The 17,072-nt window shown below is 33.4% G+C and carries 17 protein-coding genes; 9 read left to right on the top strand and 8 right to left on the bottom strand.

The window, feature by feature from the left end; genetic code table 11:
- Positions 1-48: 48 nt before the first annotated feature.
- On the bottom strand, positions 49-1,809 hold the full coding sequence (locus tag HGP29_RS26090) for an AMP-dependent synthetase/ligase (protein ID WP_168885413.1): 1,761 nt from the start codon (positions 1,807-1,809) through the stop codon (positions 49-51).
- Between the two features lie 254 nt (positions 1,810-2,063).
- Between HGP29_RS26090 and HGP29_RS26085 the strand changes: the two genes are divergently transcribed.
- Positions 2,064-2,684, top strand: a complete 621-nt coding sequence (locus tag HGP29_RS26085) for a class I SAM-dependent methyltransferase (RefSeq protein WP_168885412.1) — start codon at positions 2,064-2,066, stop codon at positions 2,682-2,684.
- 39 nt (positions 2,685-2,723) lie between these two features.
- Here HGP29_RS26085 and HGP29_RS26080 read toward each other — a convergent pair whose 3' ends face one another.
- Both HGP29_RS26080 and HGP29_RS26075 read right to left on the bottom strand, forming a co-directional pair.
- A complete protein-coding gene (locus HGP29_RS26080; RefSeq protein ID WP_168885411.1) occupies positions 2,724-3,164 on the bottom strand; it encodes a BLUF domain-containing protein in 441 nt (146 codons plus the stop codon).
- A gap of 71 nt (positions 3,165-3,235) precedes the next feature.
- Positions 3,236-4,234: a helix-turn-helix transcriptional regulator gene (locus tag HGP29_RS26075; protein ID WP_168885410.1), complete on the bottom strand. Its 999-nt coding sequence runs from the start codon at positions 4,232-4,234 to the stop codon at positions 3,236-3,238.
- A 179-nt stretch (positions 4,235-4,413) separates the two neighbouring features.
- On the opposite strand from HGP29_RS26075, the gene HGP29_RS26070 reads away from it, so the two are divergent.
- The 3 genes from HGP29_RS26070 to HGP29_RS26060 all read left to right on the top strand — a co-directional run bounded on the left by HGP29_RS26070 (position 4,414) and on the right by HGP29_RS26060 (position 7,652).
- Entirely contained in the window at positions 4,414-5,922 is a 1,509-nt protein-coding gene (locus tag HGP29_RS26070; RefSeq protein ID WP_168885409.1) for a DUF1254 domain-containing protein, read from the top strand.
- A 70-nt stretch (positions 5,923-5,992) separates the two neighbouring features.
- The gene (locus HGP29_RS26065) at positions 5,993-6,802 is read left to right on the top strand and encodes a hypothetical protein (protein WP_168885408.1); all 810 of its coding nucleotides are present in this window, start codon (positions 5,993-5,995) and stop codon (positions 6,800-6,802) included.
- 46 nt (positions 6,803-6,848) lie between these two features.
- The gene (locus HGP29_RS26060; RefSeq protein WP_168885407.1) at positions 6,849-7,652 is read left to right on the top strand and encodes a hypothetical protein; all 804 of its coding nucleotides are present in this window, start codon (positions 6,849-6,851) and stop codon (positions 7,650-7,652) included.
- 48 nt (positions 7,653-7,700) lie between these two features.
- On the opposite strand, the gene HGP29_RS26055 is transcribed toward HGP29_RS26060, so the two are convergent.
- From HGP29_RS26055 to HGP29_RS26040, 4 genes are all read right to left on the bottom strand, one after another.
- A complete protein-coding gene (locus HGP29_RS26055; protein WP_168885406.1) occupies positions 7,701-9,422 on the bottom strand; it encodes a family 16 glycosylhydrolase in 1,722 nt (573 codons plus the stop codon).
- A 130-nt stretch (positions 9,423-9,552) separates the two neighbouring features.
- Positions 9,553-10,587: an alpha/beta fold hydrolase gene (locus HGP29_RS26050; protein WP_168885405.1), complete on the bottom strand. Its 1,035-nt coding sequence runs from the start codon at positions 10,585-10,587 to the stop codon at positions 9,553-9,555.
- A gap of 7 nt (positions 10,588-10,594) precedes the next feature.
- Positions 10,595-11,155, bottom strand: coding sequence for a DUF3575 domain-containing protein (locus tag HGP29_RS26045; RefSeq protein ID WP_168885404.1), 561 nt, complete (start codon positions 11,153-11,155; stop codon positions 10,595-10,597).
- Positions 11,156-11,243: 88 nt separating this feature from the next.
- A complete protein-coding gene (locus HGP29_RS26040) occupies positions 11,244-12,317 on the bottom strand; it encodes an LA_2272 family surface repeat-containing protein (protein ID WP_168885403.1) in 1,074 nt (357 codons plus the stop codon).
- A 384-nt stretch (positions 12,318-12,701) separates the two neighbouring features.
- Between HGP29_RS26040 and HGP29_RS26035 the strand changes: the two genes are divergently transcribed.
- The 3 genes from HGP29_RS26035 (at position 12,702) to HGP29_RS26025 (ending at position 15,128) form a co-directional block, all read left to right on the top strand.
- Positions 12,702-13,109 carry a hypothetical protein gene (locus tag HGP29_RS26035; protein ID WP_168885402.1) on the top strand — a complete coding sequence of 136 codons (408 nt, stop codon included), beginning with the start codon at positions 12,702-12,704 and terminating at the stop codon, positions 13,107-13,109.
- A 111-nt stretch (positions 13,110-13,220) separates the two neighbouring features.
- Positions 13,221-13,952 (top strand): hypothetical protein, encoded by a 732-nt coding sequence (locus HGP29_RS26030; protein WP_168885401.1) that lies wholly within the window; start codon positions 13,221-13,223, stop codon positions 13,950-13,952.
- A 249-nt stretch (positions 13,953-14,201) separates the two neighbouring features.
- Positions 14,202-15,128, top strand: coding sequence for a hypothetical protein (locus HGP29_RS26025; RefSeq protein ID WP_168885400.1), 927 nt, complete (start codon positions 14,202-14,204; stop codon positions 15,126-15,128).
- 139 nt (positions 15,129-15,267) lie between these two features.
- Here HGP29_RS26025 and HGP29_RS26020 read toward each other — a convergent pair whose 3' ends face one another.
- On the bottom strand, positions 15,268-15,627 hold the full coding sequence (locus HGP29_RS26020) for a winged helix-turn-helix transcriptional regulator (RefSeq protein WP_168885399.1): 360 nt from the start codon (positions 15,625-15,627) through the stop codon (positions 15,268-15,270).
- Positions 15,628-15,845: 218 nt separating this feature from the next.
- On the opposite strand from HGP29_RS26020, the gene HGP29_RS26015 reads away from it, so the two are divergent.
- Together HGP29_RS26015 and HGP29_RS26010 are read left to right on the top strand one after the other, a co-directional pair.
- Positions 15,846-16,445 carry a nitroreductase family protein gene (locus HGP29_RS26015; protein WP_168885398.1) on the top strand — a complete coding sequence of 200 codons (600 nt, stop codon included), beginning with the start codon at positions 15,846-15,848 and terminating at the stop codon, positions 16,443-16,445.
- A gap of 181 nt (positions 16,446-16,626) precedes the next feature.
- The gene (locus HGP29_RS26010) at positions 16,627-17,067 is read left to right on the top strand and encodes a GNAT family N-acetyltransferase (protein ID WP_168885397.1); all 441 of its coding nucleotides are present in this window, start codon (positions 16,627-16,629) and stop codon (positions 17,065-17,067) included.
- Positions 17,068-17,072 lie beyond the last annotated feature (5 nt).

Genomic DNA, 17,072 nt, shown 5'->3' with positions numbered 1-17,072 from the left:
GCTACGTTTCAATAGCTATCGGCTTTTTACTTTCATAAAGATGTTCTACTAAGTGTAAATTTCATCAATTAGGTGTTTATACTTTTCATTGATGATTTTTCTCTTAGGCTTAAGCGTAGGGGTTACCTCGCCTGTATCGATGGTCCATTCATTTTCTAGGAGCTTGAACTTCTGTACTTGTTCATATCTAGCAAAATCTTTATTGGCTTGCATCACTTCCCTTTTGAATTTTTTCAGGACCTCAGGATTTTGAATAATATTCTGAGGAGCTGTATCGAAGATATGGTTTTCTTCACACCATTTTTCTAAAGCGTCATAATTAGGAACAATTAAAGCGGCAGGGAATTTTTGGTGATTTCCCACAACGGCAACTTGTTCAATAAAGAAAGATTCCTTTAATTTATTTTCTAAGAATTGAGGGGAAATATATTTACCTGCAGAGGTCTTAAATAACTCTTTCTTACGATCAGTTATCTTTAAGAATTTTCCATCAACCAATTCTCCAATATCTCCAGAGTGTAACCAACCCTCTTTTATTGTTTTAGCTGTAAGATCTGGTTGTTTAAAATAACCAAGCATAACATTAGGCCCTTTGATCAATATTTCTCCATCTGATGCAATTTTTAATTCTACACCATTTAGAGGTAGACCAACAGTTCCAACCATCATATCTTCCGGATTAACTCTGTTAACACAAACTACAGGAGCAGTTTCCGACATACCGTAACCTTCGCATACTTTAATACCAGCAGCCCAGAAAGAACGTATAAGTCTTGGTTGAAGAGCAGCGGCACCCACGTTCATGTTTTTGATATTACCACCCAATGCTTCTCTCCACTTCTTGAAGACTAATTTATCTGCAATAGCATGCTGGATATTGAACCACAGTCCCATTTTTTCTCTAGGATTATACTTTAGTCCTAAGTTAAGAGCCCAGAAAAAGATGGCTCTTTTAAGGCCTTTCGTTTCCATGCCTTTACTGACAATGGTATCGTAAACTTTTTCGAGTAATCGAGGTACAGTACAAAAAACATCAGGTTGTACTTCTTTTAAGTTTTCAGCCACCTTTGCAACATTCTCTGCATAGTAAACAGAAACACCGCCACATATATATGAATATACACTAGTACGTTCATAAACATGTGATAAAGGTAAGAAGCTAAGTGCTTTGGCATTTCCTCTAGTAACAGGTAAGGTTTCTGCTGCAGCAATTGCATCACTCACAACATTTTTATGTGATAACATTACCCCTTTAGGGTTGCCAGTAGTACCAGAAGTATAGACTATAGTGTAGAGATCATCTTCAGAGATTTCATCTTTTATCTGATTGATACTTTCCTGTTCCGAAATAGTGACATCAACTAAAGAACTCCAATGAATTTCTCCATCAATCTGATTAAATGTATAGACTTGTTCCAATAAAGGAAGCTGATCTTTTATCTTATTGATTTTGTTTGAAAGTGCTTTTGTTTCAATAAAAGCTACTTTGATCTCCGCATGATTAAAGATGAAAATATAATCATCAGGAGTGATTGTAGGGTAAATAGGAACTACTGTAACTCCTATTTGTGCACAAGCCAAATCAATAAAATTCCATTCTGGTCTATTATCTGAAACAATAGCAATTTTATCTCCTTTCTTTAGACCATAACGTAATAAGCCACTACCTAATTGATCGAGAAGTTCTGATATTTTTTCAGTAGAATATGTTATCCAATTACCATTTTCTTTATTGGCAAAACAAACATTGAGTCCACCGTAGTTTTCTTTTTGTTGGTCAATAAAATCAAAGACACGTTTAGGTTCCATGTAAATGAATTCTTATGCTTATATATGTTGATAAGTATGTAGTGCATTAATATTTGCACACATAATGCAAATAAACGCTTTTTTCACTGAAAAATAGGTTGTTTTCACAGAATAATCCAATGTTTTGTTTCTTAACTTATTGATAATCAAAAATAACAATATGAGTGAATATTCATTTTCAGTGTTTTGTAATTAATGTTACTTCGTCATTTTTGATAAAGTAGTATATTGCTCGAGTATTAACCGACATTCAAATGACAGATTTTAATAAAGAGGCCCATTGGCAAGATATTTATTCTAAAAAGCAATTAACTGAAGTAAGCTGGTATCAAAAAGTACCTAAGACCTCCTTAGATTTTATAGAAAGAGCTGTATTATCAAAAAACGATGCGATAATCGATGTAGGGGGTGGAGATAGTTTCTTGGTAGATCATTTATTAGAGGAAGATTATACAGATGTTACCGTATTGGACATTTCTTCTAAGTCATTAGATCGAGTAAAAAAGCGTTTAGGAGAAAAGGCTGCAAAAGTAAACTTTGTTGTAAGTGATGCCTCACTATTTAAATCAGATAAAACGTTTGCCTTTTGGCATGATAGAGCTGCTTTTCATTTTCTAACAGAACAAGAAGACATTGATAATTACAAAAAAGTGGTTGCAGATCATATACAATCAGATGGAATTTTAGTTGTTGGTACATTCTCAGATAAGGGACCAACAAAATGTAGTGGTATTCCTATTAAGCAATATACACCCCAACAGCTAGCAGAGGTTTTTCAAGATCATTTTGAATTGGTAAATACCTTGATCGAAGATCATGTTACCCCATTTGAGACCGTTCAAAATTTCTCTTTTGTTTGTATGAGGAAGAAATAGAAAATGGGTATCGAAGTTCAAAGTTCGATACCCATTTTTTTAGCTTGGCAAATTCAATTGGAGCTCATTAATTCCATTATAAGACTTAAGGAACTCAATAATGTAATGGTCTTTTTCTTTGAGGTATTGTTCTAGAGAAATACTTTTATCGTATTCTTTTACCAGTCCGGCATCTTCTAGATCGTCCCAATGTATTTCGTGGAAGGCCATGGCCCAAGTTTTAAAATTACGTTTTTCAATCTCACCAGAATAGACCTTTTGAACATACTGATGTCGGTTATCTTTCATGATTTTGTTATAAATATCATTGACATCATTTTCATCGCCTTCTAGTATTTGAATGAATTTGTCTTTTAGAAGTACTAAAATACCTGTAAGGTTCCTGAATCGGTTATTTTCTCTACTATGAAGAAGAATCTGTTTTAGTATGTCATCGTCAAGATCATGCTTTCTAGTGCTTATATAGCAAAGGCAGTACATAATAGTTAATTAAATAGGGTTAAAGATTATAATGCATACAATCGTATTGCTTTTGGGTTATTATTAATATACTAATTTTTTTGATGAAGTGAGGCAATTTCTTTAGGAGTGGCCTGAAATTTATCTTTAAAGTTTTCAGAAAAATTCGAAATACTCTTGAACCCAAAATGTCTAGATACTTCTGTGACAGAGATATTTTTTTGTGATAACATCTTATAAGAAAGTTCTAATCTATAGTTTAAATGAAACCTAGGTATAGTTGTACCAAAAGCACTTTCGAAATCTCTTTTTAGTTTAGAAAGTGATACTCCATACTTCTCAGCCAATGAATTAAGTGAAGGAGTTTTATCCATCAGTTGTGTTAACTCACCTTTAATAGAATGCATTCGTCTAATATCCTCGATATGCATATTATTATTTTGTACATCTCCTTGGTTTCTTCTAATGATCATATCCAAAAAAGTCCCAATGATTTCTGCTGTACGAGATAAAATGATACTATTTTTTCGTGGTGGAGTCATTTCATCATTCACAGAAAATAATTCATCGATTAAGATTTGAACATTTGTAGGTATGATATCATAAATGATCCATGGGTTATCAATATCGAAAACCTTCCCAATGTGTTCCTTCATATGCGACATATAATTATTGAAATGGTCTTCAGAGACTCTAACAGAGACCCACTCACTAATGTCACCTTTATTGGCTTTCATTTCTAGAGGGATATTAGTGCTCTGCATACTCATCAAATTTGTTGATGTTGACAATAACTTTGACGCCTCTTCTGTTGATTTAGGAGCGATATTATTTGAGTAATCAAATTGGAAGTAGATATATTTTTCTTTCTCATTACCATCGATAATCTCGATTTTGAAATCCTCTTTAAAAGCCACTTTATGCAACCCTATTTCGATACCTTGAAATGGAGTGAACCATTGGTAATCAATCTTCACTAAATTATTATTGATCAATAATTTATTATCTTCTGATGGGGTGATATTGAATGCCGATTCTAATTGTTGTATAGTGCTTCTAACCGACCCAGTTTTTATTTTAAGTTCTTGCATTGCTAAGAGGAGTGATCATTTTTATTAAGTGGATACATCACTTTATACATTGAAAATAAAATAAAGTTTCAAGAATAAATATGATTTGAGCTTATTACGATAGTTAGTGAACTAATCGATGTAATCTGAAGACTGACTTTTCAGTTTAATTAATCATCAATCATTTAATAAAACGAAAGATGAAATTGAAAAGTGTTCAACTACTAGGAGCTTCCCTGTTATTACAAATGAGTGCATCTTCAATCTATGCACAAACGCCATTATCAAAAGCATCACTGAAAGGTGATGAAATTATTGAAACTGTATATGGTGATATCGAACTAGAAAATAACTTTATCAACAAAGGTTCGGAGGAACTGTTTGATGCAATGGATTTTCAAAGAGCTTCTCAAGCTTATATCTGGTCTACTCCAATTGTTTCTATGAAAACTTGGGGCGATAGAGAAGATGCAGCGTATGATGCTGCAGGCCTTGAAAATTTTGTGGTATTAAAATCATTAAAAGAGAAAAGAGGCATTGTTACAGGTAACTTAACTACCCCTTATATTTTCACTTTTTCTAATCTAAAAGATGGAGCAGTAAAAGTTGATTATCCTAAAGGAATGACAGCAGGAGGTTTCTTGGATCTTTGGCAAAGACCTGTTGCTGATCTTGGTCTAACAGGACCAGATAAAGGACAAGGTGGTACTTACATCATCTGTGGCCCTAGTGATAATCCGGATAAGTATAAAGGTCAAGCTGATTTTATTGTTCAGTCAGAAACGAATAACTTTTTTATCGGATTAAGAATATTAGAAGCGGACCCGAGTGCTGTTGATAAATTTAAATCAAACCTTAAGCTAGGTAAAGTAGGTACAAAATTAAAAGATGCATCATTTATTGAAGATAAGGATGTAGAGTGGTCTGCTACTGCTCCAAGAGATTTAGACTATTGGAAAAAACTTCATACCATCATTAATGAAGAACCAGTAAGAGAGCAAGACAAAGCTTGGATTGCTATGATTAAGCCTTTAGGTATAGAAATAGGAAAACCATTTAACCCTACAGCAAGACAAAAAGAAAACCTAATGAAAGGGTTAAAGATGGGTGAGTTGATGTTAAGAAACCTACAAACAAATCCAAGGTTTAGTGAACCATATTGGGCTGGAACGAATTGGTATAAATCATTTGATTTTAATATTCCTCAAGCAAATGAAATGATGGTCTATTTGGATGAAAGAGCAGTTTGGTACTATGAGGCAGTAAGTTCTACAAAAGGGATGGTAGAGCCTTCACCAGGTTATGGTCAGATTTATATGACTTCCAAAAGGGATCAAAATGGTGATTTATTAAGAGCTGATCAAACTTATAAGTTACATGTGCCAGCAGACGTACCGGTTGATCAATTCTGGTCTGTGACTTTATATAGCGAAGATACGCGTAGACCGTATGATAATGGAGGAACAGAGATCGCCGATATCGGAATCAACTCTAGAAGAAAAGATGTTACTTATAATAAAGACGGTTCGATTGATATTTATATAGGTGCTGAACGTCCTGAAGGAGTAAATCCTGCGAACTACTTAAAGACAGTAGGAGATGATGGATGGTTTATTTATTTCAGATTATATGCTCCAAGAGAAGCATTTTTCGACAAATCATTCCAATTACCAGATTGGGAAAAAATCACTTCAGGTTTAAGTAAATAAATTCTTTATCCAACAATATATTTTAATTCTAGCAATCGAACTTCTTTTAGTTCGGTTGCTTTTTTTAAACATGATGAGATACCAATTATCACTGTTTTTCATATTACTGAATGTGTACTTATTGGCACAGGATGAAAAAACAGAGGTTCAGAAGTTGGCAGAGACAGCTTCTAATCCAGTGGCACCCGTAGGAAAATTAATCTTTCAGAATTTTACCCATACAGGGTCAGGAAATACTTGGTCCAATACTTTATTGGTAGAGCCAGTGATTCCACTTATGATCAATGAGAATATTAAGGTGATTAATTATGGAATTATTCCATTAGAAACAAATTATAATGGAGAAGCAAAAATTTCACAGACCCACCTTGGGAATATTTCTTATCAGGGGTTGATGGCGAATAGAAAGCCAATTAGCTTAGGAGAAAATGGCCACCTTACAGTTGCAGTAGGGCCATCTTTTGTGATGGGAACAAGTACAAATGAAAGGCATGGAACATGGAATGTAGGTGTTGCTTTGGCTGCAATTTATCATCACAAGAGTTTTATGGGGTTGGTAAACTACAGTCCATCTTGGGGAGTAGGAGGAAGTAGTATTGATCAGAGTATGTTTCAATACATTTTCAATTATACATTTAAAACAGGTACTTCTATCAATACCCAACCAATGATGATGAAAAGCGAGGCTTTCGTGGGAGATACAAAATGGTTGATTCCAGTAGGGGGAGGTGTAGGTCAAATGCTTCCTTTTAAGAGCCTACCCATGAATGTGAGCTTTAATGTTTACTATAATCTAGTTAGACCAGAAATAATGCAACATCAAGAGTGGCAATTTAATGTGAATATTGTTTGTGTATTGATGGGCAAAAATAAATACTAGAATAGATGTATAAACTGTGTGATACCCTTTGTTCTTCTCTTAAATTATGAAAAATCTATTAATCATTGTTCTATTCTCCATGGGTATAAAGTCATATGGCCAAAATTATGATGATGATATTCAGTTATTTGCAGAAACAGTAACAGACCCATCCTCACCCATTGGGAAAATCAACTTTCATAGTTATTCTCATGTCGGTACTGGGGATGATAAATCAAATATGTTATTGGTTAAATTCATATTTCCTGTAATGTTAACAGAGAATATTGAATTATTAAATTATGGGATTTTACCGATAGAATCAATTTATAATAGTGAGTTACAGACATCAAAGACATTCTTAGGTAATGTGATTTATCAAGGTTTAATAGCGAATAGAAAACCTATTGAACTTGGAAACGATGGTCAACTAACACTCGGTTTAGGGCCCTCGGCTGTATTTGCTACAAATACAATAAAAGGATTGGAAACATGGGATATAGGTTTCGCCATGGCTACAATTTATCATTATAAATATTTTATGGCTGGGGTAAATTATAACCCTACATGGGGAGTTGGGGGAAGTAGTATTAATCAAAGTGTATTTCAATATATTTTAAATTATACGTTTAAAACAGGCACTTCTGTAAATACTCAACCAATGATGATCAAAAGCGATGCATTTGTAGGAGATACAAAATGGTTGGTCCCAGTCGGTGGAGGTGTAGGTCAAATGCTTCCTTTTAAGAGTTTGCCTATGAATGTTAGCTTCAATGTTTATTATAATCTAATAAGACCTGAAATTATGCAAAAACAAGAATGGCAATTTAATGTGAATGTTGTTTGTGTATTGATGGGAAAAGACGCATGATTATATAAAAAAGCCATTGAACATTATTTTGTTCAATGGCTTCCATTATTATTCTATCACTAGTTTTTTTGTATCAAGTAGTCCTTTAGACTCGAATACTACATAGTATAGTCCATGTCTTAAATCATCTAAAGCAATAGAGATCTCTTCTTTTTGTTTTGCTATATCCATGAGTTCTACTCCAACTGCATTAATAATTTTGAGAGATCCATTAGAGTTAGAATACACATTGATAATCGAAGAAGAGGGATTTGGGTACATTCCCCAGTCAATCTTTAATGGTTGATCGGAGTGGGTAGGTTTTTCTTCTTCGTCTTTAGGGTATTCCTGTTCTGTATATTCATCATCAGGAAAAGGATACTCAGGTGATACATCACTTTCATTAGAATTTTCGAAGCTGATGTCATCAAAAAAAAATAGTGCTTCAGTACTCTCGATACTTTCAGCTTGGATTTTTATCTGAATTCTATCACCATTAATGATATTGGTATCTGACTTATCATTTCGTTCAAAAGAAGTATTTACTTCTACCCATTGTCCTTTCTTTATTGAACTTAGGTCTACATTTATCTCTTTATATGGTTTACTGAGAACAAAATCAATAGTATTGATCTCAGTAGATTCATCAATCCATATATAAAACGATAAAGTATTGGCTCCTTCGGGAAGATCAAGAGAACCATAAGGGGAGAAGGTTGAATAATTTCCTGTGAAAGGAGCATTTCCTTGATAACGTAAGCTAAAATCGCCTGTTCTAGCTTTATCATCTTTCATTCTCCAATTGGAGGCTTGTGATGACCACCAGTTTACACTTCTTCCTGAGAAATAGAAAGGACCTTCAAAACTTAAAGCATCAAAAAAAGATTGAGGTTCTTCTTTTTGCCACACTCTTACATAATCAATAATAAATTCAGCAGGGGAAGATAGATCTTCTTGGTTCGGTAAACCATACCATTCAAACACTTCAGAGTCTAGCCACATTTCCTGAGGATAATCGTATTTCCATTGATCTTTTTTCAGAAGTTCCTCTTTTGTAGCTGTCTTTATTAAATGCCCATCGAAATATATTTTCATATAGTTTTTATCCCATTCAAAGCCGTAAATATGAAAGTCATCTGCTAAACGACTATTCATAACATTTTCGATTTTCCATTCTTCATGATCTTCAGCCCTATCAGGGTCCCAACTAATGAGATTGGTTCTATATTTATATTCTAATTCTTCAGGTGTTTCTTCTGGATTTCCAATAGGTCGTTTACCATAATTTTCAACCATATCAATTTCACTATGGTAACCAGTAGTCCAAAATGCTGAAGTTACAGGAGCATCAGCAATTTTACATTTGATTTCCATATATCCATACTTGAAAAATGTTTCACTCATAATACATGCTTGAGTGATCGGTTTGGAAAGGTCAGCAGCTGTTTTTGTTCCTCCATAATAACAGCCATCATTGGTTTCGTTAGCAAAGTTGAAAGTAGGATCCCATTGGCTAGTAAGTTTCAGTTGTCCATCACTTACTTTTACATTGTGAGAGGCAAATTGACCAGGGGCTCTTCCTTTCCATTTACTTCTGTAATCGTTGTTTTCGCCAAGAATCCACCACTTGGTCTTGTTCAATTCAGTACCGTTAAACTCATCACTTATCCATTTATTTAAAATCCACTTTTGAGTGTTTTCTGGATCAGAAACAGGGTTGATTTGTGAGAATACTGGAAGTATAACATTCAATAAAAGAAGAGTGAAAAGAAGTATAATTTGATTTTTCATATTCGTCTGATAGTTGTTTAGGTAAAATTAGGTGAAGTTTCAGAGGGACTATTCCTCAAATTTACCCTTTTCCGAATATTCTGTAACAGAAAAGGTTACCTCTTACATTTAAAGAAGTAACCTTAATCTATTATTTATATTCTTCAATGAACGCCCGAACTTCATCGGTCCATATATATGGTTTCTCCCAATGTGGAGCATGGGCACATTCATCAAGTTGAACTTTGAATTTATCTTCGATAGGAGTATTTACTAAAGAATATACGGTATCAGAAACAGCAACTGGAACCGCACCGTCTTCTTTTCCCCAAATCAGTAAAGTAGGAATAGTGATATTCTTTGCTCTTGGCATAAAATCATAATGTGCCATAAAGTTAAAATCTTCGTATTGATTATGTAGCCATCCAAAAGAATAAGAAGCTAAAAAGCGTTGTTCAAAAACTGAATTGTTATGTAGAGCATCTGAAGTTTCTTTGTCATAAATATATCCTTCGAGCATTCGTACATGTTGGTAAGGTTCATCCATGCTTTCATTTGGATTGGGGTGATCTTCCCACCATTGGATAACTTCTTTCCATTTTTTATCACCTGTTGCTTCGTATTTTGCCTCTGCTCTTGGTACAATCCATTCTCTTTTCAACTCCATTTCATATTTGTCCTGAATGGCACCGTCTTCATCAATCCATCCATTAAACTTACTCTGATTTTCATCTTTTCCCATATATAGGATTGATAATCCACCACCCCAACTATGACCATACATAAACATGGATTTTGGAGCATATTTGTGTTCGATAAGAGTGACTAACTTTTCTAAATCTTCTACATGTTGTTCTATAGTAAGATCTTCTAAGCTAGGGTTTCCTTTTGATGAACCTGCCATTCTTTGGTCCCAATAAACTAGAGCATATTCCTTTTCTAATTGTTGGAAACTTTCAGTGGCAGTATGGAAATTCATACCAGAGTCATAACCTGGGCCTCCATGGTTTGTGATAATAAAGATACCTGATTCAACATTCCCAACGACCCAAACTGGCATAACAGCACCTTTATTTTCTAGGTAGAAAAACTCTCCATCTTTATAATCGTAAGCATCTTCGTCATTTCTGTTACAAGAAGTAAAACCAATTAGAATCGCTAATAAAGGAAGTAAATATAATTTCATAGTTGATTTAGTTTAATGTGATGGAATAACCGATTTCTACAGCTAAATGATAAAGTGATTGTTGATTGACTTGTGTTTGCCATGTCATACGAGGTCTTACCCAAAGGTATTGAGGGCGTTCTTTAGAGATTTGATAGCCAAAATCTACACTAGCCATATAAGTAAGGCTTGTACCTGCGTAATTAGAGTCCTTTTTAGAGACATTGCCGTTATCATCTACTTCATAAATTCCGTCATCGGAATGATGCCAAGAAGACATTGCTCCAATACCACCATAACCAGACATATACCATCTTTTTGTTTGGCCGAAGTGCCAACGTATACCAGGAGTAATTTCTAAAAAGACCGCTTGATGATTTCTTTTGTGGAAGTAATATCCTGTGGTTGCTCTTAAAGGCAGTGACCAGCTTTCACTAAGACTGATTTCATATTCTCCATTGATTGAGAAACCTGGATGAAAGATAGTTTCTCCGTAATAAGCGGCACCAACATTTAGTTTATTTTGAGCATAAGAGGAAAGGCTTACTACTCCTAAGAAGAGTAATAATAAATAGAATCGTTTTTTCATTTTAAGTGATTAATAAGATCAGTTGATAATGTGTATTGCTTGCTTTATTAATAAAAGTGTGGGGGAAATAAATTCCCCCGATTTTTTTCTAGAATGTGAAGTTTACACCTGCTTGGCCACCTACCCAAATGGCAGTTCTTGTACCATTATTTGTAGTGTTATCGTAGAATGCATGGTCTGGAACATCCAATGAACCTGGAGTTTCGTTACCATTTACTTTATAATCTGTAGTATAAACATTCAATGAAGGACCAGCGAAGATGCTGAAACATTTAGCTAATTGTACATGAACATTCAAATCAGCTTTGTTTAATAAGTTTAAGCCAGTGTTTTCGAATTGTCCATCGTAAATAACTTGGTTAGTAGAAAGGTCTACTGCTAAAGCTACTCTTTTTGCTAAATCGAATTTAGTACCGAAACCAAGACCGAATGTATTGATTTCTTTATCATTGTACTGAGAATAACCACCTTTAAAGATAGTATAGAATTTCTCTGTACCCATTTTAAAGTTTACGTTAGCCCAAATCGTCTCACCTGCAGATAACTCTACCGCATAGTATCCGTCTTTCACTACGTTGATTAAACCGATCGGAACACCACCATCAGTACCTTTTGCTACGATGTTGATTAAACCAATTTGTGAGCCTTTTAAACTATCTGTATAGTTAACTAAACCAACTTGAGCTCCTGTTAAATTACCTCTAACGGTATTAGTTAAACCAATTTGAGCACCATTTAAATCTGCATTTACAACGTTAGCGATACCAGAAACCTGAGCACCATTCATTTGTTGTTGTGAATAGTTATTGATTCCTGCTAAATGTAAACCTTTTGCTGTTTCTGTATTTAAGTTGGTGATACCTGATATTATTAAACCGTTACTTTCTCCTCTTGTAACGTTAGCAATACCTGCAATTTGTCCGCCAGTAACATTTCCATTATTTACATTGGCTAAACCACCTAATTCAAAATATCTAACACCTCCATTAACTCCCCATAAAACGTTGAATGAAACATCACTCGAAACATCTGTATTTGTTCCATTAATACCTAAAGGATATAAGAATGAAACTTGGGCAGGGATATGTTTTGTACTGTCTTGTGCAAAAACTGAAGTAATTGAAATGATAAGGATAAATATATTTGAGATTAACTTTTTCATCGGAATAATAAAATTTACTTTGTTGTTTTTTCTTGATGATTTTGGGAAAGAAGTAAAGGACGTCTCCTTTGTTATTCTTCATTTCCCGTTTTCATAGTAATGACCCCTTAGTGATCATATCCCCCTATCCCAAATCGAAAAAAAATAATAAAAATCTCATTAATTTATTTAACATGATGATATTCAGTTATTTATATCTTGATTTTTTCTTTGAAATAATTTTTTGAAAGAAGAAAGTTCTCGGATTTATCACCTTTTTGTTGTTTAAACAAATATTTTTAGATCAAAAGTTTGCGATATCAATTTTTCTCTCTACATTTGTTTAAACAAATAAAGTATAAACAAATACTACATCATACATAAGGAAATTTAATTATAAATATCATGGCAACTCAAACAGTTACATCAGCTCAAAGTAATTCAGAAACTAAAGTGACAATGGTAGTAAGATACCTTTTGGCATTTATGATGATCGTCTTTGGAGCGAATAAGTTCTTGCAATTTTTACCTATGCCTCCAGCAAACGACCAGGTGGCACAAGTATTTGGTTCATTAATGCTAATGGGAGTTTTACCGATCGTAGGTATTCTAGAAGCGGTAGGAGGAATCTTACTTGCTATTAGAAAAGCAGTACCAGCTACTTTAGTAGTTCTTGGAGCTATTGGTTTTAACGCGGTATTATTTCATGCAACATTGGATCCTGCTGGGATTGGTGGAGCAGTGTTCTTCTTAGGTATGGTTGTTTATTTAGCCTATGCTTATAGAGAGAAATTTGCACCGTTATTTAAATAATAGTCTGTACATTATTATTTTCTGCAAGCAGTTGTTATTCCGTAGCAACTGCTTTATTTTTGTCTTAATTGTTATCGACATTCAATTTTTTTAAGGCAAACTATTCTAAAAATGAACTTAAGCAAACTTATCTCCATTCTAGGAGTGTTATCATTCACTATCTTCAGTTGTACACCAACAGAAGACCTATCTATCGTAATAAATAAGTCTGGATCTTTATTGATCAAAGCAGAAGGGGTTACTAATGGTAAAGTAAAAGTCAACTATACTTATGGTGACAACATAATTTATGATAGCTTAGATGCAAGTGGTCAACTAAAAACGGAATTGTTATTAGAAGGTGCTTACTATGTTTCAGTAGAATCTGAACATAATAATATGAAGTATTTTGATGCGAAAAATACTCAAGTAATTGCTACAACTGAAAAAGAAGTAGTATTAAGTCCATTAGATAATTATGGTTCTATTGAAGTAGCAGTAACTTCAGATTATTACGATGACGAAAACTTCCAATATGTTTATGATGATTCATTGGCTAATGTCAATATCGGGATCATCTCTACAGAAAAGTATTCTGAAGTTTATGATGGATCAGACTTAACAATCATCAGTAACCTTCAAAATGCGACAGTTACAGATATGTATGGTGTCGCAAGGTTCGAGAATATTCCTTCAAGTGTTACCATGTTTGGAGAAAGAAACTATAACGCAGAATATTATATTTTTGTCATGAATAATGCAGGAACAGAAATTCTAAACTACCCAAATAGTATCTCGGTTCCTTATCAAAATACTTATAATACAAGAATTAGAATTTATAAAGACGATCTAACAGATTTCTAAATAGAGACTAATTTATTCGATAACATAAAAAAGTCATTCTTACAGTAATTAGGTAAGAATGACTTTTTTGTTTAATAACTAAATCTCTACTAAAAATAATTTTCGAAAAAGTAAAGTCGTTTTGTTGAAGTAAGGAGAACCACTAGACCCGTTGTCTAAATAGTAAATTAAAGAAAGTGGTCAATGTTATTGTTTACAGATTGTAATAGTGCACACCATGAAGCAGACTTAATCAATAAACGATAATATATGAGAAGACACTTACTAAATTTTATTTTATGGCTAGCTATTTCCTTGGGAATTGTCTCATGTGCCACAGACAATACTTCTTTTGATGATGAGCAACAATCTATAGGACCTGTTGTAGAGTTATCTACCAAGTTTTTTATGTCTCAAAGTCACCTTGATAAATCCTCGAATATGAAAACGGACGATGTGATGATTTCAAAAAATAACATTGAGGTATTTGCTAAACAAGGAAAAGAAAAAGCAGGAAGGTACGAATACTTATCAGAAGAAGAGCTACTCATTAATGTTCCTGTTGGGAAGACTGAATTTTATGCAGATTATAATGCCGCTATTCCAGAAACTCATCAATCGGTAATCGCACAGTGGATTCCTTCTAGTGCATTAGAAACTTCAAGCCTTTTAGCATTGGATTCTATTCGTAATTATAGAAACCCAGTTGTGGATTTTATATCCGAAAGAAGAACTGTAGAAGTATCTGAAACGGCTCAATTAAGACCATTTTACATGCAACCTTTAAATGGTCGTATATCATTTGGTATTCACTTTTACAGCCCTGACTCTTCATGGAGAATGAGTGCAGAAATGTATGCTTTCAATAAAAAAGGAAAACAAGTCGGTTATGCCAATAAGGGAATTCAGTTAAATGAAACAAACCAGATGACTTTTCCTTCTATTGGGATTGATTTTTCAGATATAGAAGCAGTATCAGGAGCTTATGTAATCGTTAAAGTGCACCTTTTTCAGTTGAATACAGAAGGTACACCAATCGACAACCAAGATAATAAAGAATGGGTTTTTGATGGATCTATAAATGAAAAATATATGGTAGTAAATGGGGTTTCAAAAGGATTTACAATTGATATTGATTCCACATTTACACCAACGATAACGTCTTATATCACTGAGTTTAACTTTATAGAAGAATAAAGAAAACGATGGTGTAGCAAAGATAATAGCAAGCAAATGGAAGGTCTTTCCGGTAATTTTACTGGATTGACCTTTTTGTGTTTACAATAAATAATAATGAAATACGAGAGACCAAAGAGAAGGAAAGTTGAAATAGTATCTACTCTTCAATTTCTTCTACTTTACTGTCCCATTTTACAGCTTCTTCTCCCCACGACGAAATCATTTCTAACAATGGAGTAAGTGTTCTTCCGAAATCTGTCATACTGTATTCTACTTTTAGTGGAGGTTTTTCAGTAGGAATCACTTCTCTTTTTATCAGTCCGTCTTCTTCTAATTGTTTTAGTTGAAGGCTTAATGTTCTTTCGCTTACAGTTGGAATCATTTTTCTTAATTCACTGTATCTTAAGGTAGTATCTTTAAGGTGAATTAAAATTACTGATTTCCATTTACCGCCAATGTATTTCATTGTTAAGCTCGTACAGCATGGGTATTCTTTACCATCTACTTTATATTTCATCACTCAAATCTTTTATTGAATAAACCTTAAAAATAGATACTTACATTTTTGCCCGTTATTGTATTGTTTAAAAACACTACTTATGTTTGTAACTATCAAAAGTAAAGTTACTTAAAAAAGTAAAGAAATAGTCGTTTATATAAATTTATTAATAGTTCTATTAAAACTTTAAGTGATTTTAGACCGTTTTTAAAATCAACAAATAAAAAAATATTATCATGGAATTTATCGACATCGCAAAATCAAGATACACAACAAAAAAGTACGATCCATCTAAAAAAGTTAGTGATTCGGACATTCAGAAGTTAAAAGAGATTTTGCAATTAAGCCCATCTTCAATCAATAGCCAGCCATGGAAATTTACAATTGTAGGTAACCAGGAATTAAAAGAGAAATTAGCTGAGGCTTCTTATTTTAATGCTCCAAAACTAATCGAGGGTAGTCATGTTGTTGTTTTTAGTGCAATCGATGACGTAGAGAAGTTTGAAAAAGATATCAACGATTACTTGCCAGAAGGTGCAGTAGGGTATTTTAATAATTTCTTAAAACCTCAGGGTGAAGAGAAAATCAAAAATTGGTTCTCAGATCAAGTATACTTATCTATTGGGTATTTCTTATCTGCAGTTGGATCAATGGGTATCGATTCAACTCCAATGGAAGGTATTGAACAAGATAAATACAAAGAAATTTTAGGATTAGAGGGTTATCAACCACTAGTTGCTGTAATGATTGGTTACAGAGATGCTGAGGATGGAAACCAACCATCTAAAAACCCTAAATCTAGATTGAACCTTAAAGAAGTAGTAGAGGTAATCTAATTCTACTTTTTTATAACACATTTACATTAGAAGAATATAAATCTGTATTGTAGATGAAATGAAAGTTATCTTATGAAAATAGGATAACTTTTTTTGTTGGTCGATGATAGGTAGTAAAATGATAATTCGAATATATTTGAACATTAAATCATTTCTCTATTCAATTTAATAAATCAAATCCATGGTACGACAAGCAACAGCAAACGACCTAGACCAACTCTCAGTACTCTTTGATGGTTATAGAGTATTTTATAGAAAAACATCTGATTTATCTGCTGCCAGAGCATTTTTAGCAGAAAGAATAGCTTTAAAAGATTCAAAAATTTATGTTTTTGAAGAGGAGGGGCAACTTTCAGGTTTTGTACAATTATATCCATTATTTTCATCAACTAGAATGAAAAAACTTTGGTTACTCAATGATCTCTATGTTGATGCTTCACAACGTGGAAAAGGTGTTTCTTTGAAATTAATTGATGAAGCTAAAAAATTAGCTTATGACACTAATGCATGTGGAGTGATGCTTGAAACAGAAATTACAAATCAGATCGGAAATAAACTATACCCTAGGACAGGGTTTGAATTAAATCAATCTTCAAATTTTTATGAATGGTCTGTTGAGTAGACAAT

Source organism: Flammeovirga agarivorans (assembly GCF_012641475.1).
GTDB lineage: Bacteria > Bacteroidota > Bacteroidia > Cytophagales > Flammeovirgaceae > Flammeovirga > Flammeovirga agarivorans.
The sequence above is the reverse complement of the archived record's forward strand: the minus strand, read 5'-3'. Positions and strand labels throughout refer to the sequence as shown.